Origin of the sequence: Sphingomonas sp. PL-96, from assembly GCF_020707215.1 — a bacterium.
Classification (GTDB): Bacteria; Pseudomonadota; Alphaproteobacteria; order Sphingomonadales; family Sphingomonadaceae; genus Sphingomonas.
The window spans coordinates 231,732-255,787 of record NZ_JAJFET010000001.1 but is presented as its reverse complement, the minus strand read 5'-3'; the positions used below and the strand labels follow the sequence as shown (position 1 = coordinate 255,787).

Sequence of the window (24,056 nt, the reverse complement as noted above, 5' to 3'; positions counted from 1 at the left end):
CTTGAACCGCGCGCCTGACGAACCGGTCTCGGGAAGACTCGATGCGAAAGCTGCAGACATTCTGCCCTCCGCCAGTTTCACCCTCTCCACAAACGACAACGCCGCCCCGAGGGGCGGCGTTCCGCGTGTTGACGTAGTGGTCCCGCTTAGAAGCGGCCGCGGATACCCACCAGGACGGTGCGGCCCGGGTTGTATTCGCTGAACGTCGCGTTCGTGAACTGGAAGTACGAGCTCTGTGCTTCCTTGTTGATGTTGATCACGTTGACGACGAGCGTGGGCAGATAGTCGTTGCCGAGGATCTTGCCGAGATCGACGTTGCCCGAGAAGTCGAGCTGACCATAGTTGCGACCGATGATCGCTGCGTCGGGAAGGCCGTTCTGGTTGAGACCCGAGCTCACCGAACCTTCGTTGTAGGTGTAGGTCAGCCGCGCCGACAGGCCGTTGCCTTCGTAATAGCCTGTCAACGTGTAGGTGGTGGGAGCCACGCCCAGCGCCACCGCCGGAACCTCCCCTTCGCCGCGCTGGTCGATCAGGGTCAGGTTGCCCTGCACGCCGAAGCCTTCGACGCCGATCAGACGCGTCGCGAAGTCGAGCGGCTGCGTGACCTGGAACTCGAGGCCGTTGACCTTGAGCTTGCCGTCGGCGTTTACCTGCTGCTGAAGCTGAATCGGAACCTGCTCGGGCGAAATGCCCGCCGGTCCCGCCCGGTCGAGCAACGACTGCTGCTGCGCCGCAGTGAGCGAAGCAAAGGTGATCCCGAACGGCGCCAGCGTCGAGAACGGCACGGTGTTGATGCCGTTGATCGTGAAGCCGGTGATCGACTTCCGGAAGGCCGCAAACGCGATCACGCCTTCGCCACCCGTGTAGTATTCGAAGCCCAGGTCGATGTTGTCGGAAATGTACGGGTCGAGCGCGTTGTTTCCGAGCGTCCCGATGTCCGCCGACGGCTGGACGAATGAAGCGCCCGGCAGCAGCTGGTTGGGATCCGGACGGGTCAGCGTACGCGAGATCGAAGCGCGTGCCACTGCCTTGTCGCCGAAGCTGTAGGCTGCGCTCAACGAGGGCAGGAAGTTCGAATAGACACGCTGCGTCTGTGCGAAGTTGACGATCGTCGGGTAGCACGAGCCATCGAGCGCGAACGTCGGGCTCACACCCGGACACGTCACGCCATCGCGCACGTTCTGCGGGTTCGGCAGGGTCGTCCGGCCGCCGACCCGCTGGTCGGTACGAACGTAGCGCAGGCCGCCATTCAGGCGGAGGGTGTCGCCGTCCCGAACGTCGAAGATGCCGTTCATTTCGATAAAGGTGCCGGTCACCTTTTCACGGATCAGGCCGCCGTTGGCGCCGCTGCTGCCAGCACCAGTCTCGGTCGCACCGGCGAGCAGCTCATCGTAGTTGGTCGCATCCTTGAAGCGGTTCCAGTCAAGCGAAACGAAGCCGGCTGCCGTGGGCACCAGGAAGCCCGGCACCGCCGCGGTCGGAACCAGCGACCCACCATAGCTGAGCGGCGGCGCCCCGGCCGAGAAGCCGGTGCCATAACCCGGATAGGTCGGGTATCCCGGAGGAGCGAGCGTACCGGGCAGGTTGGCGCCGTCGCAGACCGGCTGCCGGTTGGGACCGGGAAGGACCACGTTCGGGTTGTTGCCGCAGACCGCCGCCTGCCACGGATTGGTGTTGTCGAACGGCGTGATCCGCCGGCTGGTATCGTCATAGGCCGCGCCGACGCGGACGCTGAACCGTGTCTCGTCACCGAACAACAGGCTGCCGCGCACGCCCTTGGTCTCGGTCTCGCGCTCTTCGCCGTTGAGGTTCAGGCGGCCGCCACCGGCCCAGCCGAACTGCGACGGATCGTTCAGGTCGATGTTCGTCGAGATGTCCGGAATGCCGCCGTTGTTGGTATAGTTCACGGTCACGCCGCTGCTGGCCGGCGTGATGACGAGAACGGTCGGGCTTTCGCGACGGAAATTGCTCTTCGTGTAGTTCGCCTGCAGGTCACCTTTGATGAAATCGTTGATGACGAATTCCATGCCCGGGTTGACGCCCCAGTAATCCTGGCGGTCCCGGTACGGGCGGTACTCCAGGAAGAACTGCGAGTTCGCAAAGGTGCCGCTGGTGACGGTGCAGCCATCCGAGCAGTCGGTCTTGTCGTAGGTGGTGTTCAGCGGGATGGCTGCGCCGTTGCGCACCGCCCAGTTCATCGTGGAACGCTGGAAGTCGGTGTTCCGCTTGGCGTACATGCCATCGACATAGAAGTGCAGGGCATCGCTCGGCCGCCATTCCAGCGAGATCAGGCCGTTGTAGCGAGTGCGCTCGCCGATTTCAGTGCGCGGCCGGCCGAGACGCGGCAGCAGACCATTGTCGATCTGCTCGATGGTGGCACCCGGATTGTTGGCGAGCAGAAACGCCTCATCGATCACGGTCCCAGGAGTCAGGCCGTTGCCGGCGTTGATCGGCACCGTACCCGGGATCGTGAAGTTGCCGCCGCCGGTGTTGTTGCGCGTCGCGCTGCTGCTCTGGGCCGCAGTCAGGTTCGGGTTGGTCCAGCCGATGGTTTCGAAACCGTCCACCCGGAAACGGCTCTTGACCGCAGCACCGCCGACGAGGATGCCGAAATCGCCGAACGTGGCGCTCGCCAGAGCATAACCGCGATAGCCCCATTTGTCGGCCGAGCTCACCTTCGACCCCTGCAGGCCATAGCTGATATACGGCTTGGGGTTGTCGAACGGACGCGCCGAGCGCAGGTTGACGGTACCCGCGGCACCACCTTCGATCTGGCTTGCGGTCGGCGACTTGCTCACCGTCAGCTGCGTGAACAGCTCGGTCGGGATGAGATCGAGGTCGACTTCACGATTGGTGCTCTGCGCATCGAAGCGCACAGACGCGATCGCGACGGGCGCGCCGTTCAGCAGGACGCGCGTGAAGTTAGTACCCAGGCCGCGGATAGCAACGTTGGCGCCTTCGCCCGTCACTTCGCGGCTGATGGTCACACCCGGGATACGGTTTACCGACTCCGCGATATTGGTGTCCGGAAACTTGCCGATGTCTTCGGCAAAGATCGTGTCGGTAAAGCCGATCGAGTTGCGCTTGGCGTTCGTCTGGCTCTCCAGCGATGCGCGATAGCCGGTGACGACGATATCGCCATTACCTGTCGACGACGGATCGGCAGGTGCCTGCGCCGAGTCATCGATGGCGGTGGGCGCAGTCTGCCCAGCACCATCCTGCGTCTGTGCGTCCGCCTCTGTCGTTGCGCTGCTGGACGAGGAAGCCGTCGGCTCCCCCTGTGTCTGCGCCAGTGCCGGCCACGCAACGGTCGTCAGCAAAAGAGCGGCAAAGCCACCCGTACGACGAAGCTGTAAAACAGTCCCCACGACGTCCTCTCCTTTAAAGCTCGGGGCGTGTTCCCGCCCTCGTCTTCAATAAGATCATCGTGCACTGGTAGCGCTAACCATTGCAAGCCTTAAATCGTGCGACTTCTTCTCAACTATTCTGCTGTATCCGTAAGAACACAGCTTCTTCAGCGGTAGCGATACAGCCGCACCTTCTGGATCCCCCAGCTTCCGGCAGGCAGCTGGATGTGGCGGCCCTGATGGGTCTGGTCGCCGTTCAGCACGCGACCCGCGATCCAACGCCCGGCAGCGTCGAAGCTACCTTCCTCCGCGCGCTCTATTCCTGCCAGCGACGGCCCCTCGCCTGCTCCCGCAAACGTGACGGTGATCCCCTTCCCCGCGATCAGATACTCGTCTTCGCCGGTCTGGAGAACCATGCCGCCATAGCCGGCGGTCTCCGTCGTCATCGCCGGTCGTTCAATGTCCGCGAAGGCGACGGTGAAGCGGTAGTTGCCGAGACGGCGCACCTGCGGTTCGTAGTCGAGTGACTCGTCATAGCGCTGCCGCGGCTTGAACCCCGCAATGCGGTCCGTCCCCTGAGCCGTCAGGATATGCGGTTGGAGCTGCTGGAGCACGCCATAAGCCGCACCCAGCTGCCCCGGGGCATCGTCCACGGAGTCGATGGAGAACGGCCCGAAGCCGATCGCGTCGCGCTCTCCGAAGGCGTAAAAGGCGTTGGCAGGAACGACCGGATTCTCCGCGTTATGCGCCTCGGGCACGAACAGCGGGTTATCGGCGCGGTGATAGCGATCGACGATCTGGGTGAAGTTCGAGAAATAGATGTCGGGTGCGAGCAGGTCGATCGATGGTGCCCCCGCCTTCCACACGTCGATCAGGTGCGGCAGCGGACCGCCGCTTGGATACTGCCCGGGGGCACGGCCGGGTCGATTGAGCGCGACGTTGACGTACATCGGCAGCGGATACGCAGCCTTGCCAGCGCGGGTCAGCGTCTCTGCAAAACGCGCGTAATGCCAGGCGGTAAACACTTCGGCCGCGGCATCCCCGTCGCCGAACAGCTCGGTCCAGCTGCCTTGGGTCCGTGCGCCCCGCTCCAGCCACATCGCCTTCATCTCCGGCACCAACGTGTCGCGGTGCTGAGTGAGATAGGCGATGAGCTCGGCTGGGACCGGCTGCGCGAATGCGGCATTGGCGGCCGGCGAATAGTCCCGCACGACCGGCAGCATGCCGATCTCGTTCTCGACCTGCACCATCACCACGGTGTTGCGGTCGCCATCGACCGCTTTCAGATGCGCGAGCATCGCCGCATAGGCACGCGCGTCCGCCCGCACCATCTCCTCGCCGAACGTCGACAGGATCTCGACGGACTGGCCATTGGGCAACCCTGCCCGCGGGAAGCGCGACTGATCCTGTTTCACCCAGCCCGGCACATAGGTGGACATCGAGTTCTTGTAGGCGCCGAACCAGAGCAGCACGAGCTTCAGGTCATTGGCACGCGCCTCGCGGAGCATCGAGTCCAGGCTCGACCAATCATAACGTCCCTCAACCGGCTCGATCAGTTCCCACGACACTGGCGCCAGAACCGCATTCAGGTTCATCGCGCGAAGCTTGGCCCAGTGCGGCGCCATGTAGGCCGCGCTGGAGGCGGCCGAGTTGCTGAGCTCACCGGCGATCAGGAGCATCGGCTTGCCCCCGACGACGAGCTGGGTCGCCTCCCCACGGCGTTGCAGGCGGGGAGTTTCCGCTGTCGCTGGCGCTGCAAGCATCAGCGTTGCGCCCAGAGCTGTTGCGATATGCTTCACGTCATTCCCCTTGAGCCGTCGTCTCTTGCCGCTGTTCATTGCGCGATCTTCACGTCGCGGTAGCGCGGGTTGAGGAGGTGGAAGACCAGCAGCGCGACCAGGTAGGCGACGCCGCAAGCGACAAAGAACGGGCCATAGCTGCCGACCTTGTCGAGCAGCGCACCGAGCGACTTGGATGCGATGAACCCGCCGACGGCGCCCGCAAATCCGCCAAGGCCGATCAGCGTGCCTTGAGCATAGCGTGGGAACTGATCACCCGGCAGCGCGAACAGGTTGGTCGAAAAACCCTGGTGCGCGGCGCAGGCAAGGCCGATCAGCGCGACCGCGATCCAGATGCTGCTGGCCTGGGCGGCGAACATCACCGGCAAGGCAAACAACGCGCAGACGAACATCGCCTGCTTGCGTGCGCGGCCGGTGGCCATCCCTCGCTTGAGCTGGCGTGAGGAGTACCAGCCGCCCGCTATCGCACCCAGGTCCGCCAGGATGTAGATGGCGACAAGCGGCGGGCCGAAGCTCTTGAGGTCATAGCCGTAACGGGTGTGGAAGAAATCGGGCAGCCAGAAGAGAAAGGTCCACCAGACGGGATCGATCAGGAAGCGGCCGGCCATATAGGCCCAAGCCTCGCGGTGGCGCAGCACGGCGCGAAAGCCCGCGCGACCGCTGTCGTCGGCAGGCTCCGCCTCGATCCAGGCGCGTTCCTCGGTCGTGATGCGCGGATGGCGGTGCGGCGGATGGTAGAAGCGCCACCAGGCGAAGAGCCACACCAGGTTGAGCAGCCCTGTCACGATGAAGGCCCAACGCCAGTCGAGCACGAGGTCGGCGACGATGAAGCCGATCAGGAGCGGCGTGACCACCGCGCCCACATTTGCGCCAGCATTGAAGATGCCGATGGCAAGCGCGCGCTCCCTCTTGGGAAACCACTGCGATGCCGCCGCCAGTGCAGACGGATAGGTCCCGGCCTCACCAAAGGCGAGCGGGATGCGCGCGAGCACGAAGCCTGACGTCGAAGTCACCAGCGTCTGGGCGAAGTGGCCGACTGTCCAGCTGCCCATCGCCAGCAGATAGCCCGCGCGCGGCCCGATCCGATCGATCAACCAGCCGAACAGCAGAAAGCCCAGGCCGTAGAACACCTGGAAATAACCGGTGATGTCGGCATAGCCCGTGTTGGTCCAGCCGTAGAGGGCCTCGAGCTGCGGCTTCAGCACCCCCAGCACCAGGCGGTCGATGTAGCTGAGCACCACGGCGGTGAACAGCAAGCCGCAGATGATCCACCGGATCCGCCCGCGCGGCGCCCGTACCGCCCGGGCGGCGGTGTCCGGTGCCTCGGCTGCGGCGTCGCTGAGGGCACTCACCTCACCAACTCCATAGCGTGCCGTCTTCCAATCGGTTCACCGGCAGGAAGGCGCGCTTGTACGCGTGGGTGCCGGCGAGTTCCTCGTCGATGTCGACACCCAGACCCGGCGCGTCCCCCGGATGCATCAGCCCGTCGGCGAAGGAATAGGCATGCGGGAAGACGCGGTCCGTCTCCTCGGTGTGCGGCATATGCTCCTGGATGCCGAAATTTGGGATCGACAGGCCGAAGTGGAGTGCTGCCGCCATGCAGACCGGGCTGAGGTCGGTGGCACCGTGGCTGCCGGTACGAACCTGATAGAGGTCTGCCAGCGCCGCGATCCGTCGCATGTGGGTGATGCCGCCCGCATGGACCACGGTCGCGCGGACATAATCGATCAACTGGTTCTCGATCAGCGCCTTGCAGTCCCAGATCGAGTTGAAGATCTCTCCCACCGCGAGCGGCGCGGTCGTGTGCTGGCGGATCAAGCGGAACGCGTCTTGGTTCTCGGCCGGCGACGCATCCTCCAGCCAGAAGGGCCGATACGGCTCTAGGTCGCGGCCCAGCCGGCCCGCCTCGATCGGGGTCAGCCGGTGATGGATGTCGTGCAGCAGGTGAATGTCCCAGCCGAGCGCTTCGCGCGCCGCTCGGAACAGCTCGGGCACGACCCGCAGGTATTTGGACGTCGACCAGACGCTCTCGCTCGGCAGGTCGGCGTCGGCCGGCTCATAGCGTTCACCGTGCTTGGCGACGCCATAGGTGGAGGGCAGCCCCGGCACGCCGCATTGCAGCCGCACGGCAAGATAGCCTTCGTCGATCGCCGCCTTTGCCGCCGCAATCGTGTCGTCGATCGTGGCGCCATTGGCATGGGCATAGACCATGCAGCCTTCGCGGGCAGCGCCGCCGAGCAGCTGGTAAACGGGAAGACCGGCGATCTTCCCCTTGATGTCCCACAGAGCCATGTCGACGGCTGCGATCGCGGTCATGGTGACCGGACCGCGCCGCCAATATGCGCCCTTGTAGAGATACTGCCAGATATCCTCGATCCGGTGCGCATCGCGACCGATCAGGCAGGGGACGACATGCTCGGAGAGGTAGCTCGCGACTGCGAGTTCGCGGCCGTTGAGCGTTGCATCCCCCACGCCGGTCGTGCCGTCGTCGCACTCGATCTTCAGGGTCACGAAATTGCGACCGGGACTCGTGACGATCACCCGGGCGTTGACGATCTTGGGCATCGGTTTCCTCAGGCGATTTCGAGCACGACGGTCTGAAGGTCGCGGCTGTTGGGACCGGTCATGATGTCGAACAGGCCAGGCTCCACCACTTCGCGCATGTCGGTGTTCCACAGCCGGAGCGCGTCAGGACCCAGCGTGAAGCGCACGGTGCGGGTCTCTCCCGGCTTCAGCGTCACCCGTTCGAAGCCGCGCATCTCCTTGACCGGCTGAGCGATCGAGGAGACCTGATCGCGGATGTAGAGCTGCACCACCTCATCGCCGGCGCGGCTGCCGGTGTTGGTCACGTCGACCTCGACGGAGGTGCTGCCACCCGGTCCGGTCTTGGCCGCGGACAGCCGGGGCGGCGACAGGCGGAAGCTGGTGTAGCTCAACCCGAAGCCGAACGGGAACAGGGGCTTGTCGTCGTCGAACAGATAGCCGCGACGCGCCGACGGCTGGTGGTTGTAATAGAAGGGCACCTGCCCGACGTCGCGCACCACCGTCACCGGCAGCTTGGCGCCCGGGTTCACGTCACCGAACAGCACGTCGGCGATGGCATGGCCGCCCTGCTGACCGGCATACCAGCACTCGATCATCGCATTGGCACCGCCGACCACCGTCGGCCACGAAGGCGGCCGGCCGTTGATGGCGACCACCACCACGGGCTTGCCCGTCTCCTTCATCGCCAGGAACAAGTCGTTCTGCTCGCCCAGCAGATCGAGGCTGGTGCGATCCCCCAGATGAGTCTTCGCATAGCCTTCCCGGCTGGTTTGTTCGGTGTCGCCGATCGCCAGCAGGATCACGTCAGCCCCTTTCGCGACCTCCACCGCTTCGGCGATCAGCTGCCGGTTGCGCGTCGGGTCGGCGAGTAGCACCTCATTGGCGGATCGGTCTTCGGTCTGGGTGATGAACACGCCTTGTGCGTGCAGCACCTCGGCCTTGCCGCGCAGGCGTGCACGCACGCCGTCCAGCAGCGACATCGGGTTGGTCGGGATTGACGAATAACCGCCCAGGCGCGCAACCGCGGCATTGGGGCCGATCACGGCGACGCGGCGGACCTTGTCGGTCGAAAGCGGCAACGTGCCGTCGTTCACCAGCAGCGCGATCGACTTGGCCGCCGCCTCGCGCGCAAGCGCCAACGCCTCGTCATTGGCGGTGAGCCGCGCGGCCGCCCGCGGGTCGATCGGCTTTTCTTCAAAGAGACCGGCGCGGAACTTGAGCGTCAGCATGCGCCGGCATGCGGCATCCACCGCCTCGAGCGGTACCCGGCCTGCGCGGACTTCATCGGCCAGCGTGCGATAGGCGATGCCGTCCGGCAGGTCGCAGTCGACGCCCGCTTCCAGCGCCAGCCGTGCGGCATCTCCCTTGCTCGACGCGACATGATGAAAATATTCGAGTTCCGGGATCGCGGCATAGTCGCTCACCACCGCGCCATCGAACCCCCACTCGCCCCGCAGCACCTCCGTCAGCAGCCAGCGATTCGCGTGTGAGGGGATGCCGTCGATCTCGTTGTAGGAGGGCATGACGGCGCCGACGCCGGTCCGCTCCACCACCGCGCGGAACGGCGGGAAGTAGTTCTCCCGCAGCTCGCGCTCTCCGAGTTGTGCGGGCGCGACGTTGTTGCCCGCCTGCGGCTGGCCGTGACCCGTCATGTGCTTCAGGGTCGCAAAGACCTTGCCGGGCGCGAGCTCCCGTCCTTCTCCCTGTAGACCGCGGACGGCGGCAACGCCCATCTCGCCGCACAGGTACGGATCCTCGCCAAAGGTTTCCTCGATGCGGCCCCAGCGCGGGTCACGTGCGATATCCACGACCGGCGACAGCGCCAGCACGGTGCCGTGCGCGCGAACCTCGCGTCCGATGACGGACTGCACGCGCTGCATGAGATCGGCGTCGAAGCTTCCGGCCAGCGCAATCGCCTGCGGGAAGCTGGTCGCCTCCGGCGCCATATAGCCGTGCAGCGATTCCTCATGGAACAGCACGGGGATGCCGAGCCGGGTACGGTCCCGCGACCAGGCCTGCGAGGCGTTCACGAAAGCGATGGTGTCGGCCGGCTTGCGCCAGCGTCCGGTCACGTCCGCGCCGGTGTTGTTCGCCGTTGCCGCTCCACCTCGATCGGACGGGCGGGCGATCTGCCCGATCCCGTTGGGATAGGCGGTGCTTGCCTTGCCTGCGTCGAAGGCGCGGGCATCGTCCATCACGTCACGCTTGCTGGTGGACAGGGTGATGAGCTGCGCGACCTTTTCGTCCAGCGTCATGCGGGCCATCAGGTCGCGCACTCGCAGGTCTACTGGGGCACGTGCGTCCTTGTACACTGGTTGCGCGGCACGGGCCGCGGCCGGAACAAAGGCGAGCAGCGACGCTCCCATGCCCCAGCGCAGTACGCCCCGTCGGGCGATCTTCAATTCTGCGCGCTTCACGCTCCGCTCCCTCGTTGCGGCTGCCGTCTAGCGCGGCTTGCCTGTTCAACTGATACCGTTAACATGACTGCCAGCGCCAGCTTGTCAATCGCTGGCGCACCGGGAGAGAGCAATGAAAGCAATGAGAACGCTGGTGCGAACCAGCGCCATCGCACTTGCAGCAAGCCTGCTGGCGACGCCGGCATTGGCGGAAGACGGCTACGACCTGTGGCTCCGTGCCCGCGCGTCCGCATCCACGCAGCCCGTAGTGTCGCGCCTGGGCGATACACCGACATTGCGGCTGGCCGAGGCCGAACTACGCCGCGATCTGCCTGTCGCGGCCACCTTGCCCATCGTCGTGGCCCTCGCAGGCGACGCGAGCCTTGCCTCGCTGCGACTTCCGGTGGGAGAGCTGGGCGACGAAGGGTATCTGGTGCGTCCGGTTACGTTGGGGGGTCGTCAGACACTTCTGGTCACCGGAAACACCGATCGCGGCGTGCTCTACGGTGCCTTTGCGCTCATTCGCCATGCCAGCAGCGGCAACCAGCCGGGCGCTGCGAACCTGCGGTCCGCGCCCAAGGTGAAGCTGCGCTTGCTCAACCATTGGGACAATCTCGATGGCCCGGTGGAACGCGGTTACGCTGGCGAGTCGCTGTGGGATTGGTGGACGCTGCCCGACTATCGCGATCCCCGCTACACCGACTATGCGCGCGCCAACGCCTCCATCGGCATCAACGGCACCGTCCTCAACAACGTCAATGCCAAAGCCGACAGCCTTACTGCGCCCTACATCGCGAAGGCGGCCGCGCTGGCCGACACGTTCCGGCCATGGGGCATCCGCGTCTATCTCTCCGCGCGCTTTTCGGCACCGATCGAGCTCGGAGGCCTCAAGACCGCGGACCCGCGCGATCCTGCTGTCGCGGCCTGGTGGAAGGCGAAGGCGGACGAGATCTACCGGACGATCCCCGACTTCGGCGGCTTCCTGGTCAAGGCCAACAGCGAAGGCCAGCCGGGCCCGCGCGACTATGGAGCAAGCCACGGGGACGGCGCCAATATGCTCGCCGCAGCAGTGAAGCCCCACGGCGGCATCGTGATGTGGCGCGCCTTTGTCTATGCGGATACCGACCCCGACGATCGCGCCAAACAGGCCTACACCGAGTTCAAGCCGCTCGACGGCACGTTCGCGGACAATGTCATGGTGCAGGTGAAGAACGGCGCGATCGACTTCCAGCCGCGCGAGCCCTTTCATCCGCTGTTCGGCGCCATGCCCAAGACGCCGCTGATGATGGAGTTCCAGATCACCAAGGAGTATCTCGGACAGGCGACCCACCTGGCCTATCTGGGGCCGCTGTTCACCGAGGTGCTGGAAGCGAAGACCGGCCGCGGCAAGGAAACGGTCGCCAGCGTGGTGGACGGCGAGAGCGAACGGCACCGGCTGACCGGCATGGCTGGCGTCGCCAACATCGGCAACGACCGCGACTGGACCGGGGGCACGTTCAACCAGGCGAACTGGTATGCGTTCGGCCGTCTCGCCTGGGATCCGTTGCTGGATGCCGCCGGGATTGCGCGCGAATGGGCGCAGCAGACCTTCGGCACCGACCCGCGCATCGTGGGCCCGGTCGTCGACATGATGATGCGCTCGCGAGAGGCGGTGGTCGACTATACCGGCCCCTTCGGCCTCGCGCATCTGATGGCGACCGGACATCATTACGGGCCCGGACCCTGGGTGTCCGAGCTGCAGCGGCCCGAGTGGAACCCGGTCTATTATCACCGTGCGGACAAGCAGGGCATCGGCTTCGACCGAACCCGGACGGGCAGCAACGCGGTCGCGCAATATGCGCCAACGGTGGCGAAGCTCTATGCCAACCCACGCACCACGCCCGAGGCGGAACTCCTGTGGTTCCACCATCTCCCCTGGAATTACCGCCTCAAGAACGGCGAGACGCTGTGGGACGGCATGGTCCACCACTATGATCGTGGGGTGTCGACCGTGACCGCGATGCGCCGCGAGTGGGATGGACTGCGACCGATGGTGGACGCGGAGCGCTGGGAAAAAACCGCAACCTTTCTCGCTATCCAGGAGCGTGAGGCGCGCTGGTGGCGGGATGCGAGCCTTGCCTATTGGCAGTCGGTGAACGGCCTGCCCCTCCCGGCGGGCTCCGCGGCCCCCGAGCACGATCTCGCCTGGTACAAGGCGCAGCAGTTCCCGCTTGCCCCAGGCAACCCGCACTAAGGAGCGATCGATGGCACCTGCATGGAAGACCGCACTCGCAGCCGCGATCCTGATCCTCGGCAGCGGAACCGCCCTCGCCCGGCCCGGCGACAAGGCGTGGATCGCCAGCTGGGGTTCGGCCCAGATGATCCCGGATGGCGAGAATGCGCTTCCTGCGGAGGCCTCGCGTGCGGTCACCCTGCGGCAGATCGTACGATTGTCGGCGGGCGGCAGCGAGTTGCGCGTGCGGCTCTCCAACCGCTTCGGCACGCGACCGCTTCGGATCGGAGCCGCGCACGTCGCGCGGGCAGCCAAGCCAGGCACTGCGCAGATCCGGGGTGGCGTGCCGCTCACCTTTGCCGGAAGTCCGGGGGCGGTGATCCCGGCGGGGGCGGAGATCTATTCGGACTCGGTTTCCCTCGCGCTCGCGCCCGGAGCCGACCTGGCGATCAGCCTGTACCTGCCGGAAACACCTGAGCCCCAGACCGGCCACCCCGGCGCACGCGCCACCAGCTTCCTTCTCGCCGGCTCCCACGTCGACGATGCCGATCTGCCGGGCGCCCGCACCACCACCCGTTGGTACCTGATCGCGGACGTCGAAGTTGCAGCTCCTGCCGGTGCCGCAACCGTGGTCGCCATTGGGGACTCGATCACCGACGGCTATGGCGTCAAGCCCGAAGCGAACAGCCGCTGGACCGACGTGTTCGCCGCGCGGCTGCGCAGCAACGCCGCAACCCGAGGCATCGGCGTCCTCAACGCAGGCATCGGCGGCAACCGCATCCTGTTGGACGGCTCCGGCCCCAATCTGATGGCCCGCTTCGATCGCGACGTCGTTGCACGCAGCGGCGTTCGTTGGGCGATCGTGCTGGAAGGTATCAACGACCTCGGCATGCTCACCCGCGACGCGCCTGCCACGCCAGCCCAGCACAAGGCGTTGGTGGAGGAAGTCATCGGCGCATACCGTCAGCTCTCCGCCCGAGCGCACACGCACGGCATCAAGCTGATCGGCGGCACGGTGATGCCGTTCAGCGGCAACGGCTACTACCATCCCGGGCCGGAACTCGAGGCGGCACGTCAGGCGATCAACACCTTCATCAGGACCTCCGGCACCTTCGATGCCGTGATCGACTTCGATCGTCTGATGCGTGACCCCATGCATCCTGACCGGCTGGCTCCGGCATACGACTCCGGCGATCATCTTCACCCATCGGAGGCGGGCTACCGCGTCATGGGTGAAGCCGTGCCGCTCAGCCTGTTCACGGCCCCCGCGGCCAGGACAAACGCTTCGGCCATTCAGAGGTAGGTGGGCGGTGACGCCTCCGTGCTCAGGACCAGCTTCTGGAGCACGACATTGTCGTCTAGCCGCCAGACCTGGATGCTGTGCCGGCCGGCTTCGATGGTCCCGAAATCGGCCGCCAGCCGCACGACATTGTCGGAGACAGCGGCTGCCCAGCGCTGCTGATCCGGCGTGTCGTATCCGCCGCCTGATGCCTCCAGCCGGATCTGCAGCGTCTGCACCGGGCCATGATCGAGTGACACCCCGATGCGTCCGCCCCCCTCCCCGGTCGTGTCGAGCGTGGGAGCCAGATGCAGTGTCAGCCGCGCCGGACCGGCTTTCTGGACGCGTACGTCATACTCAAGGCGGACGCCGTCCTGCAGCGTGGTGGCGGGCCTCCCCTGCGGCAGCGCAATCACGGCCCCGTCGGTGCGGCTCAGGTGCGGGATCTTGGTCCAGCCGAGGCCGCGACAGTCTCGCGCGCGGACAAAGGCTGAGGCTTCGATGGAGAGGACGCCATCGGGCTGTCGCCGTTCGACGAAATTGGGCCGGGAGCTCACCGCGCCGCCGCCGACACGCGTGATGCTCGGCATGGTCTGCTGCGTCGGATCGTTCCAGATGACGTAGCTCATGTGGACCTGGGCCATCATCCCGTCCCACTTGCCGCCGTTCATGGCATGGTAGCGCCGCGTGAGCTCGCCGTCCCGCCGGAAGCTGGTCTCGACCTGGTCCGCGAAATAGTTGGCGCGGGGGTCGTTGCGCGACCCAAGGAGCTTGTTCCAGGCGGCACCATAGTAGAGGCGATACAGGTTCGCGAGCGCCAGGACGGGAAACTCGACCAGCTGGAAGTACGCGTCCAACCGCTCGGATCCCAAGCGGGCGCGGGTTGCGAGCATCCGTGCCTCCAGCGCATCCCACTGCGCCACCATCGCGCCGAACTCGCCGCCATCCAGTCCCTCGGGCGTGATGCCGCCCAGCGAGAAGCTGTTCTGGTCGATCAGCTCGGGCTTGCGCCGGGCAGCGTATTTGGCAAGCGCCGTCATCATCTCGCCGATGGCACGGCCATGCTCGGGTCCGAAGGCCGCCGCCGCCCAAGCCGAGGGATAGCCGGCGAGCGCTTCAGGGGTCATCGCTTCCGGATCCCAAGCCATCGCAAGGAAGAAGCTGAGCGGATATTCCATCGGCTTGATGTCGCCGACGTTCACGATCCACATCGACCGGGCATCGCGCCGATAGGCGAGATCCATCTGCTGCCAGACCTTCTCGATCTGGGTGGTGTTGAGCCACTTGTAGTTCCGTGGACCCCCGACATAGTCGAAGTGGTAGTAGATGCCGTAGCCGCCCGCCCTCCGTTTCGCGCCGGGTTCGGGCAGCCGCCGGATCTGGCCCCAATTATCGTCCGAGAAGAGCAGGATGACGTCATCCGGCACCTGCATCCCGTGATCGTAATAGTCCTGCACTTCCTTGTAGAGCGCCCAGATCTGCGGCGTCTCGCTCGCTGGCCGTCCGGTCACGTCGGCAATGATCGCGCGCTGGTCGGCGACGATCCGCTCGAGCAGCGGAATGGCGGTTCCCTCTCCCATCGCCTCATCCCCATCGCCGCGCATGCCGATGGTGACGACCGACTCAAATCCTCGACCATTCCCCTTTGACATCATGCGTTCGATGCCGCCGCGCCAGAAGCTGCGCAGGTTCTGGCTGTTGCGATTATAGTCCCAGGCGCCGCCAGTCACGCCGTCTTCCTTGTTGCGGTGCCATTCGTCATGGGCACGCAGCATCGGTTCGTGGTGCGAGTTGCCGATCACGACGCCCATTGCGTCCGCCAGCGCCATGCTCCGGGGATCATCGGCGGCGAAGGCGCGCGGTGCCCACATCGCTGGCCACAGGTAATTGCCTTTGAGGCGAAGCAGCAGTTCGAAGACGTGCGCGTACATCGCGGCATTCGCGCCGCCGAACTTCTTCTCTGCCCAGCCGCTCAGCGACGGCGCCTCGTCGTTGATGAAGAAACCGCGATAGCGCACCTTCGGCTGGTCACGCCGCGATCCGGCGGGAACGTGAATGTTGTGCTGGCGGCGAACCGGAACGTCTGCGAACCAGTGCCACGGCGACACGCCAATGCGTTCGGAAATGTCATAGGTGCCGAACACCGCGCCACGCCGGTCGGCACCCACGATCACGAGCGCGCGCGACACGCCCGGCAGCGGCCCATCGACCACGATCTGGCGAAAGGCTTCCCACTCGCCGCGCAGGTCTGCCGCGTCGATCTTGCCGTCGGCCGCCAGCCTGTCGATGAGGGCGCTTCGTCCGAGAACCCCGATGATCACCACCGCGCCTTCTAGCCGGCCCGCCGCACCCGTGATCCGCGGCGCACGCGTCCCGCTCACGCGCTCCAGGTCCGCCGCAAAGCCGTCCGCAGCATAGCGCACTGCGCTATCGGCATCGGCATCAATGAAGACGGCTGCCGGTACGCCGTCCGCGATCAGCGGAAACGCCGTGCGGCGATCCGGTTCGCGCGGCCAGCCGTTCCATGCCGAGGCGACAGGCGCAAACAGCGTCATCGTTCCCGCGCAGGCGGCAGCTTCCACGAGGGTGCGGCGGGTCAAGCTACCCGGAAGTGGGGACATAGAACTCTCCCGGTCGCCCTTCTTGCCGAGGACGCAGATGCGAGCGCTACCGTAGCGCTTGCGCTGCACACTACAACAGGGGAACCCGTCTCCCTCGCGCGACCGAATCCCCAATGACATCGACGCCCGAATCCGCCACACTACGAGCAAAGAGGGATACGGGGGCAGGTACAATGCGCGCACGGATCTGGAGCAGTGGCGTAGCCCTGCTGGCGGCGGCACCGCTTGCAGCGCAGGAGGCGCCCTCGCCGGCCGCAAGCACCGCTCAGGGCGAGCTTTCGATCGCGATCTACACTAACGACGTCGCGCTGGTGCAAGATGTCCGCACGCTCACACTGGGCAACGGACAGGTGCGCCAGGATTTCCCGGACGTCAGCGCCGCCATTCGCCCGGAGACCGTGTCGCTGGCAGTGCCGGACGCGAGCATCGTCGAACAGAACTTCGACTATGACCTCCTCAGTCCCTCCAGCTTGATGGAGAAGGCCGAGGGCGAGACGATCACGCTGGTGCGCACCAATCCGGCAACCGGCGCAGAAACGCGCGAGCGCGCGCGGGTGCTGGCGGTCAACGGTGGCGTCGTGCTGGATATCGGCGGCCGTATCGAGGTCCTGCGCGACGATGGCCTTCCCGTCCGCGCGGTGTTCGATCGCGTACCCGCCTCACTGCGCGCGCGGCCGACCCTGTCGGTGGTTCTGGCGAGCACGCGTTCGGGTGCGCGACCGGCGACGCTTTCCTACCTCACCCGCGGGCTCGGCTGGAGCGCGGACTATGTCGCGCTGTATGATGAAAAGGCCGGCAAGGTCGACGTGCAGGGCTGGGTCACGCTCAAGAACGGCAGCGGCACCACCTTCTCCAATGCCAAGACCCTGCTCGTCGCGGGCGATGTCGGCAGCGCCGAAGGTTTCAACGAGTATGATGGCGCGAACTACACACCCCGCCCGCCCCGCCGTCGCGACACCCGCGCGGTCGCAGGAACCGAAAGCGCCGCGCGCGAACAGCTCGGCGACTTCTACGTCTATCCGCTGGAGGCGCGCACGACCATCGCGGACAAGCAGACCAAGCAGGTGAGCTTCCTGGATGCGAAGGGCGCGACCGCAAGTTCGGGATACCGGTTCGAGAATGGCTGGCTCGGGACCTCGGACGAGCCGCGCAGCGCCCAGTCGGTGCTGCGGTTCACCAACTCCGGCTCGGCCGGCCTGGGGGATGCGCTGCCGGCTGGCGTCGTGCGGGTCTATGTCCGCGACGCGCGAGGGCAGCCGCAGTTCATCGGCGAAAACCGCATCGGACACACACCACAAGGGTCGACCCTTGCGCTACCGACCGGCGACGCTTTCGACGTGAAGGTACAGCCAACGACTCTCAGCCGAACCAAGATCGGCAGCCTCCGTTGGCGAACTTCCGTACGATATCGACTGACCAACGCGCGATCGCGGCCTGTAACCGTCGAGTTGGCGCAGGCCGGGCTCCGCTGGGCAGACACCCGTATCGCGGACGAAAGCCTCCGCAGCGAGCGTACCGACGCAGACACCGCCACCTGGCAGGTGCCCGTGCCTGCCAATGGAGAAACGCTGGTCACCGCGACGTTCGACACGCGCTACTGATGCGCCGCTGGCTGCTCAGCCTGCTCCTGGCGGCACCAGCGCCGGCGCAGGCGCAACAGGCGGTGACCTCGCCTCGTCCAGAGCGCGTCGCGCTGACAGTCTATCGCGCGCCCTGGGGTCGCGGGGCGCTGGACCTCCGGTACCTCTCGGGCTTTGCACTGGTGACTGAAACACGGCGAGTGCGCCTTCCGCGCGGACCCGCGATCGTTCGCTTCGAAGGCGTCGCCGACGGCATCATCCCGGTGAGCGCAGTGATTGATGGATTGCCGGGCGGCACCATCGAGAAGAACCGCGACGCGCGCCTCCTCTCCCCCGCATCGCTGGTTGACGGGACGCTGGGGCGGCAGGTGACGCTTACCCGCACCGATCGGGCAACCGGCCGCGCGGTCAGCGAGCAAGCCACGATTGTCGCCGGTCCAGCGCAGGGCGTCGTGCTGCGCACGTCGGCGGGGATCGAAGCGCTGCGCTGCTCAGGACTGCCGGAGAGTCTGCGATACCCCCATGTGCCGCAGGACCTGTCCGCAAAACCGGTTCTCAGCGTCGCCACCAATACAGCGTCTGCTCGCACCGTCACCGTGCGGCTGAGCTACCTCTCCTCCGGCTTCGACTGGCGGGCGAGCTATGTGGCGAGCGTTGCGCCGAACGCGCGTACGCTGGATCTCTTTGCCTGGCTGACGCTGGGGAACGCCAACCCGGAAGGCTTTCGTCAGGCAGAGGTGCAGGCGGTGGCGGGGCGCCTCAACCGGGAGGCGATCGGTACGATCGCGCGCGACGTGGGGGCGCTGCGCCTTGCCTGCTTCCCGCTTGGAACGACCACCTCGGACCTGCGGGAGAGGAAGTTCGAACCGCAGAGCGTCATCCTGACGGCCTCGCGCATGTACTCGCCGCTGAGAATGGCCGCGCCAGCGCCGCCTTCTCCACCCGCACCTCCGCCGCCACCGCCTCCGGAAGATCTCGGGGATCTGAAGCTGTACCGCGTGCCGGAGAGAGCCGATGTCGCAGGACGCTCCCAGAAGCAGATCGCACTGCTTTCGGCAGGGAAGATACCCTTCGAGCGCCGCTACCGCCTGTCCATCATCGCCGGGCGTCAGCTCGACGTCACGCCCACCTCGATCGTGCTGGTGGTTACCAACAAGAAGGCCGCCGGGCTCGGCATGCCCCTGCCTGCCGGCAGCACCGCCCTCTATGCAGCGCGTGGAGAGCAGCGCCTGCTGATCGGTCTGGGCACGATGCGCGACCGCACCACGGGTGAGACGATCCGGATTGCTGCCGGTACCAGCACTCAGGTCACCGTTGTGCAGGAAGTTCTTGCCGGGAGGCACGCTCGCCTGACCGTCCGCAACGCCAATCCGTTCCCGGTAACCCTGGACCTGCCAATCGGCGCGGCAGGTCAGCGCGTCCAAACCGACGACCCGGCGGCCGCCCTCGCGGACGGCGTTCTGACCTGGTCGCCAGTGCTTCCTCCAAATGCCGAGCGGACGCTGGACTATCGCTTCTGACGCCGGTGAGAGCCCCGAGCGCGGGTCGTTCGATTGCCGCCTGCTCCCTGGGTGGCAGCCACGCATCGGGGGAAATCCGGATGCAAACGATCGCCTCACCGATCCGATCGACCGGCATCTCCGACGTGTGCGCCTAGCCGCAGCGGAATGTTCAGCCACCAGCAGACCTCTGACACGAGAGGATCATCAAAGTCGGTGTTAGGCTCCGCCTGCCCAGCTCAGTACCGGGTCGGGAGCGGCGCAGCCTTGTGAAAACATCGTCGCTTTGGAAGATGGGCCTCCTCTCGTGAGGCGGCGCAGCTTCCTTGAGGGGACACGCCGCCGCAGCGGCACCTCACCCCAGCGCCACCGCCTTCCCGGCGAAATCCTCTTCCAGGACCTGGTCGATCGGCCGGGCGATGCCGCGGGTAAGCGCCTGGGGCACGGTGACGCGGAAGCCGCGCTCGACCAATCCGTCGATCGCCCAGCGCACGCAATAGTCGGCGGCGACGCCGATCACCACGGCTTCCTCCACGCCACCGGCGCGCAGGTCGCGGAAGAATGCATCGCGGTCGAGCGATGCGCCGTCGGCCAGCGGCTCGACACGCAGGTCCGGTTCTTCCCACATCGCGAACACGCCCTTTTCGAGCCGATAAGCCGGGATCGCCGGATCCACCGCCGCGGTGTCGAGCACATTGTGCCAGCCCGGCGTCCCGCGCACGCAGTGGATGGGGAATTGCTGCGCTTCTGCGGAGCTTAGGTAGGTGTCGGCGAAGTGCGTGTCGAACGTGAAGAGCACCGCTGCAGTATCTTTGGAGTCGAGCGCCTTCAGCCACGCCGTCATCGGCGCCGCCAGCGAACCGGCGCCGGCGACCGCCAGCGCGCCGTCCGGGTTCATGAAATCCGCCTGGGTGTCTACCACCACCACGACCTTCTTCATCGCATGCTCCTTGCCGCTGCCGGACGGGCAGCGGTCCTATGGATCACCGGCCGGGTCAATCCCGCCGTGCCGCCGCTTCGCGATCGAGCAGCGCGCGCTTGCGTGCCGTACCCCAGCGAAAGCCCGACAACGCGCCGTCGCTGCGCAGCACGCGGTGGCACGGAATCGCGAGCGCGTGCGCATTGGCGGCACAGGCGCCGGCGACCGCCCGCACCGCGGCGGGCGCGCCGATCCGCCGCGCAATGTCCGCGTAGCTTGCCGTCTCTCCCGCCGGGATGGCGCGCAACTCCTCCCAGACCCGCCGGCGAAAGGCGGTGCCGCGGATATCCAGCGGCAGGTCCAGCGTCGCATCCGGCGCGTCCACAAACGCCACGACCTGGGTGACCAGCCGCCCGAAGGCGGCGTCGCCCGGTTCCAGATGCGCATTGGGGAAGCGGTGACGGAGGTTCGCCTCCAGAGCGTCCGCGTCCTCCCCCAGCAGCAAGGCGGCGATCCCAGTCTCGCTGGCCGCCACCAGCAACAGACCGAGGCTGGTCTGCGTCACCGCGAAGCGCAACGTCTCGGCAGCACCACCCCGGCGATAGGCCGCCGGCTTCATGCCGAGCACGGCATCTGCCTCCGCATAGAAGCGGCCACTCGAGCCATAGCCGGCGGTGTGGATCGCCTCCGTCACCCCCGCGCCCCCCTGCAATGCGGCGCGGACGCGGCTCGCACGATGCTCCGCGGCATAGGCGCGGGGGCTCACGCCGGTCGCAGCCTTGAACACCCGCTGGAAATGCCCGGCACTCATCCCGGCCGCGGCCGCAAGCTCCGCCAGCGTCGGTTGGGTCTCGGCCGTCTCGATACTCCGGCACGCAGCCGCAACCCGTTCTGTATGCGCAAGCTTCGCGCCGGCAGCATCGGGCCGGCAGCGCAGGCAGGCGCGTGCGCCCGTCCGCCGCGCCTCCGCCAGCGTGGCATGGATGGTGACGTTCGCCGGATTGGCGGCGCGCGAAGGACACGACGGTCGGCAATAGACCCCCGTGGTCGCCACCGAATACCAGAACTCGCCATCCCCGCTCGCGTCGCGCGCCATGATGCGTGCCCAGCGCGGATCCTGCGTCATTTCCTGCTGTGTCATGACAACCTCCTGCGCCCTGCCTGCCGCACGCGGCGCCGGCGCGCACTCCGTTCCTTGCGCTCCAATCCAAGATAATGGCACCGCCCCCGCACGCCAGCCGTTGTCGCGGCGGAACCAGGAGATCCCACCATGCTGAACGTCGGGCTGATCGGCTTCGGACTTGCCGGTCGCGCATTCCATGCGCCCCTGATCGCCGTCACGCCGGCCCTTCGCCTGGCTGCGATCGTCACGTCGCGTGTGCAGGAGGTTGCCGACCTCTATCCCCAAGCGCAGGCGGTGGCTTCGGCCGACGCACTGCTCACCGATCCGGCGATTGATCTCGTGGTCGTCGCCACGCCCAACGACAGCCACGCCCCGCTGGCCCGCGCCGCGCTGGAGGCCGGCAAGCACGTCGTCGTCGACAAGCCCTTTGCGCTGACAGCCGAGGATGCACGCGAACTGACGGTGCTGGCAGAAGCGCACGGCCAGATGCTGACGGTATTTCACAATCGGCGCTGGGACTCCGACTTCGCCACCGTCCAACGCTTGCTGGCCGACGACGTGCTTGGTGACCTGCAGCTGGCGGAATTACGCTGGGATCGCTTCCGACCGGCCATCAAGCAGGGCTGGCGCGAGACGCCGCAGCCGGGCGGCGGCCTGCTCTCTGACCTCGGCCCGCACCTGATCGATCAGGCACTTCACCTGTTCGGCCGGCCGGAGAGCGTGTCGGCCGACATGCTGAGCCAGCGGGACGAAGCGCAAGTCGACGATTATTTCGAACTTACGCTGCACTATGGAACGCGGCGCGTGATCGTGGGCGCGGCGTCGCTCGTCGCGGCCCCCCGCCCCCGCTTTGCATTGCACGGCACGCGCGGCAGCTTCGTCAAACACGGCATCGACCCGCAAGAGGCGGTATTGCGCGCCGGCGGCAGTCCTGCCGATCCCGGCTATGGCATCGAGAACGCGGCCAGCTGGGGCGTGCTGGTCGACAGCACCGGCGGCGAACAGCGCGTGCCGAGTGTGGCGGGCGATTGGCCGCACTTCTATGCGCAAGTTGCGGCCTCCATTTCGGGGAATGCTGCGCCGCCCGTCGCGCCATCGGATGCGATTGCAGGACTGGAGCTGCTGGAACAGGCGCGCCGGTCTGCGCGCGAAGGACGCACTTTGTCCTTTCCTTCGCACTGATCCGCAGAGTTCTTGCGCCTGGATGGACAGCTTCCCGCCCGATCGGGTTGGTAATCCGAACAGCAGACCAACCGCCTGAACTGTCCGGCATGTCGCCGATTAACGATAGTGTCGGAATGGTTTCGGCACAGTGGTTTTCGACCAGAACTTGCAGCGTAAAAGTACGCAAAGCTGCCTACGTAATTGCGTACGGGTGCGAAACTTGCATGAACCGATGCAACAGGCTTCTCGGAATGTCTGCCACCGCCTCGCCCAACGTCCCACAACGGCACCGCCCGGCGGCGAAAAACCTTCAACTCCGCAGCTTCACAAGTTGACGGACCGCAAAGAAAGCCCCAAGTGCGCCCGCATGAACGGAGGAATCAAGATGGCCGACGACGTTTCTGAATTGAATGCGGTGGAGCTGGCAACCGAGCTCACCATCGCTTGGCTCAACAACGCGAACAATCGCGTATCGGCGGAAGATGTACCGACCTTTCTCCAGACGATGCACGCAACGGTCGTCGGGCTGAGCAGCGGCGCAACTTCCGAGCAGGTCGAGGCAGCGCCCGGCGAAGACTATACGCCCGCCGTGTCCGTGCGGAAGTCGCTCGCATCGAAGGACCACATCCTTTCGATGATCGACGGCAAGCCGTACAAGACGCTGCGCCGCCATCTGGCCGGTCATGGCCTGACGCCGGATCAATATCGCGAGCGCTACAACCTCAAGTCCGACTATCCGATGGTCGCTGAGAATTATTCGCAAAGCCGTCGCGACATGGCGAAGCGGATCGGCCTTGGCCGCAAGCCGCGCGATGCAGGCGAGGAAGCCGGCGCGAATGATGCCGCCGCGCCGAAGCGCCGCGGCCGCAAGCCCAAGGACGCGACTGCCGAGTAACCTGCCTCAGCCCTGGGCCTGCGCCGATGCGCGCCGGCCCAGGGCGGACAGACTGCGGAACGTCACCGACCAGCGGGTCTGGTCCATGGCGGCGATGCCATGCTCCCACTGGTGCCGCGCCTCGCCCGACAGATGGTAGATCGACCGCGGCGCAAGCGGAAGGCTCCGCCGCTCGAAGCCAGCCTCCGTCCGCCGACGCAGGCGCAGCACGGCCGGCGCGCCGAGCGAAATCCCCACCACATGCTCGAACATCGGCCGGTCGCGATGCCAGCCGATCCCCGCGCCCGGGTCATAGCGGATCAGCAGCGCCTGCTCGAGCTCGGCGGCCGCTAGGCCAGCGAATGCCGCCGCCCGCTCGCGCAACGGCAGCAGGAAGTCCGGCAATGCCGACCCCGGCGCGATCCGCCCGCGATCGAAATCATAGCTCCAGCCAAAGGAAGTCGTCAGCCGCTTGCCGGTCCAGCCCTGGAAGCGGAACGGCGTCAGTTCGCACGCGTCGATGGCGGCGATCAGCGCCACTTCCTCCACCGCGTCGACCACGTCCTCGCCATGCGCCAGGCCGGGCAGCAACGGGGTTCCGAAAAGGTCGAGCTGGGCCGCCATTACAAAGCAGAGATAAGCATCCGGCGATCGCTTCGAAAGACATGGTAGCGGGGGAGACGGGCCGGAAAGCCCGCG

Annotated in this window: 15 protein-coding genes; 6 read left to right on the top strand and 9 right to left on the bottom strand. The window is 66.3% G+C overall.

From position 1 onward, the window contains the following. Positions 1 to 146: 146 nt before the first annotated feature. The 5 genes from LK533_RS01105 to LK533_RS01085 all read right to left on the bottom strand — a co-directional run bounded on the left by LK533_RS01105 (position 147) and on the right by LK533_RS01085 (position 10,056). Positions 147 to 3,368 (bottom strand): TonB-dependent receptor, encoded by a 3,222-nt coding sequence (locus LK533_RS01105; protein WP_229360791.1) that lies wholly within the window; start codon positions 3,366 to 3,368, stop codon positions 147 to 149. Between the two features lie 146 nt (positions 3,369 to 3,514). After that, positions 3,515 to 5,146, bottom strand: coding sequence for a DUF5597 domain-containing protein (locus tag LK533_RS01100; RefSeq protein WP_229360789.1), 1,632 nt, complete (start codon positions 5,144 to 5,146; stop codon positions 3,515 to 3,517). Between the two features lie 35 nt (positions 5,147 to 5,181). After that, positions 5,182 to 6,498, bottom strand: a complete 1,317-nt coding sequence (locus tag LK533_RS01095; RefSeq protein ID WP_229360784.1) for an MFS transporter — start codon at positions 6,496 to 6,498, stop codon at positions 5,182 to 5,184. Position 6,499: 1 nt separating this feature from the next. Beyond that, positions 6,500 to 7,711, bottom strand: coding sequence for a D-mannonate dehydratase ManD (gene manD, locus LK533_RS01090; RefSeq protein WP_229360783.1), 1,212 nt, complete (start codon positions 7,709 to 7,711; stop codon positions 6,500 to 6,502). 8 nt (positions 7,712 to 7,719) lie between these two features. Further along, entirely contained in the window at positions 7,720 to 10,056 is a 2,337-nt protein-coding gene (locus LK533_RS01085) for a glycoside hydrolase family 3 N-terminal domain-containing protein (RefSeq protein ID WP_229361725.1), read from the bottom strand. Between the two features lie 163 nt (positions 10,057 to 10,219). Here LK533_RS01085 and LK533_RS01080 point away from each other — a divergent pair, with 163 nt between their 5' ends. Beyond that, the gene (locus tag LK533_RS01080; protein ID WP_229360782.1) at positions 10,220 to 12,319 is read left to right on the top strand and encodes an alpha-glucuronidase family glycosyl hydrolase; all 2,100 of its coding nucleotides are present in this window, start codon (positions 10,220 to 10,222) and stop codon (positions 12,317 to 12,319) included. A 10-nt stretch (positions 12,320 to 12,329) separates the two neighbouring features. Beyond that, positions 12,330 to 13,601, top strand: a complete 1,272-nt coding sequence (locus LK533_RS01075) for an SGNH/GDSL hydrolase family protein (RefSeq protein ID WP_229360780.1) — start codon at positions 12,330 to 12,332, stop codon at positions 13,599 to 13,601. Here the strand turns inward: LK533_RS01075 and LK533_RS01070 are convergent. Next, the gene (locus tag LK533_RS01070) at positions 13,592 to 16,132 is read right to left on the bottom strand and encodes a glycosyl hydrolase 115 family protein (RefSeq protein WP_229360779.1); all 2,541 of its coding nucleotides are present in this window, start codon (positions 16,130 to 16,132) and stop codon (positions 13,592 to 13,594) included. The two genes, LK533_RS01075 and LK533_RS01070, sit on opposite strands and share 10 nt — an antisense overlap. 239 nt (positions 16,133 to 16,371) lie before the next feature. Between LK533_RS01070 and LK533_RS01065 the strand changes: the two genes are divergently transcribed. Both LK533_RS01065 and LK533_RS01060 read left to right on the top strand, forming a co-directional pair. Then, positions 16,372 to 17,799 (top strand): DUF4139 domain-containing protein, encoded by a 1,428-nt coding sequence (locus LK533_RS01065; RefSeq protein WP_229360777.1) that lies wholly within the window; start codon positions 16,372 to 16,374, stop codon positions 17,797 to 17,799. Then, entirely contained in the window at positions 17,799 to 19,298 is a 1,500-nt protein-coding gene (locus LK533_RS01060; protein ID WP_229360775.1) for a DUF4139 domain-containing protein, read from the top strand. The genes LK533_RS01065 and LK533_RS01060 overlap by 1 nt, the downstream gene beginning before the upstream one ends. Positions 19,299 to 19,632: 334 nt before the next feature. Here the strand turns inward: LK533_RS01060 and LK533_RS01055 are convergent, their stop codons facing one another. Together LK533_RS01055 and ada are read right to left on the bottom strand one after the other, a co-directional pair. Beyond that, positions 19,633 to 20,217 carry an isochorismatase family protein gene (locus LK533_RS01055; RefSeq protein WP_229360769.1) on the bottom strand — a complete coding sequence of 195 codons (585 nt, stop codon included), beginning with the start codon at positions 20,215 to 20,217 and terminating at the stop codon, positions 19,633 to 19,635. 55 nt (positions 20,218 to 20,272) lie between these two features. Beyond that, positions 20,273 to 21,337 carry a bifunctional DNA-binding transcriptional regulator/O6-methylguanine-DNA methyltransferase Ada gene (ada, locus tag LK533_RS01050; RefSeq protein WP_229360767.1) on the bottom strand — a complete coding sequence of 355 codons (1,065 nt, stop codon included), beginning with the start codon at positions 21,335 to 21,337 and terminating at the stop codon, positions 20,273 to 20,275. Between the two features lie 129 nt (positions 21,338 to 21,466). Here ada and LK533_RS01045 point away from each other — a divergent pair, with 129 nt between their 5' ends. Both LK533_RS01045 and LK533_RS01040 read left to right on the top strand, forming a co-directional pair. Beyond that, on the top strand, positions 21,467 to 22,501 hold the full coding sequence (locus LK533_RS01045) for an oxidoreductase (protein ID WP_229360764.1): 1,035 nt from the start codon (positions 21,467 to 21,469) through the stop codon (positions 22,499 to 22,501). Between the two features lie 367 nt (positions 22,502 to 22,868). After that, entirely contained in the window at positions 22,869 to 23,378 is a 510-nt protein-coding gene (locus LK533_RS01040) for a MucR family transcriptional regulator (protein ID WP_229361724.1), read from the top strand. Positions 23,379 to 23,384: 6 nt separating this feature from the next. Here the strand turns inward: LK533_RS01040 and LK533_RS01035 are convergent, their stop codons facing one another. Next, a complete protein-coding gene (locus tag LK533_RS01035) occupies positions 23,385 to 23,981 on the bottom strand; it encodes an alpha-ketoglutarate-dependent dioxygenase AlkB (protein WP_229360762.1) in 597 nt (198 codons plus the stop codon). Positions 23,982 to 24,056 lie beyond the last annotated feature (75 nt).

Excerpts from the sequence above, each read along its gene's own strand:
- LK533_RS01080 (WP_229360782.1), top strand. The coding sequence starts at position 10,220 with ATGAAAGCAATGAGAACGCTGGTGCGAACCAGCGCCATCGCACTTGCA.
- LK533_RS01045 (WP_229360764.1), top strand. The coding sequence starts at position 21,467 with ATGCTGAACGTCGGGCTGATCGGCTTCGGACTTGCCGGTCGCGCATTC.
- ada (WP_229360767.1), bottom strand. The coding sequence starts at position 21,337 with ATGACACAGCAGGAAATGACGCAGGATCCGCGCTGGGCACGCATCATG.
- LK533_RS01075 (WP_229360780.1), top strand. The coding sequence starts at position 12,330 with ATGGCACCTGCATGGAAGACCGCACTCGCAGCCGCGATCCTGATCCTC.
- LK533_RS01060 (WP_229360775.1), top strand. The coding sequence starts at position 17,799 with ATGCGCCGCTGGCTGCTCAGCCTGCTCCTGGCGGCACCAGCGCCGGCG.
- LK533_RS01085 (WP_229361725.1), bottom strand. The coding sequence starts at position 10,056 with ATGGGAGCGTCGCTGCTCGCCTTTGTTCCGGCCGCGGCCCGTGCCGCG.
- LK533_RS01070 (WP_229360779.1), bottom strand. The coding sequence starts at position 16,132 with ATGACGCTGTTTGCGCCTGTCGCCTCGGCATGGAACGGCTGGCCGCGC.
- manD (WP_229360783.1), bottom strand. The coding sequence starts at position 7,711 with ATGCCCAAGATCGTCAACGCCCGGGTGATCGTCACGAGTCCCGGTCGC.
- LK533_RS01040 (WP_229361724.1), top strand. The coding sequence starts at position 22,869 with ATGGCCGACGACGTTTCTGAATTGAATGCGGTGGAGCTGGCAACCGAG.
- LK533_RS01065 (WP_229360777.1), top strand. The coding sequence starts at position 16,372 with ATGCGCGCACGGATCTGGAGCAGTGGCGTAGCCCTGCTGGCGGCGGCA.
- LK533_RS01035 (WP_229360762.1), bottom strand. The coding sequence starts at position 23,981 with ATGGCGGCCCAGCTCGACCTTTTCGGAACCCCGTTGCTGCCCGGCCTG.
- LK533_RS01055 (WP_229360769.1), bottom strand. The coding sequence starts at position 20,217 with ATGAAGAAGGTCGTGGTGGTGGTAGACACCCAGGCGGATTTCATGAAC.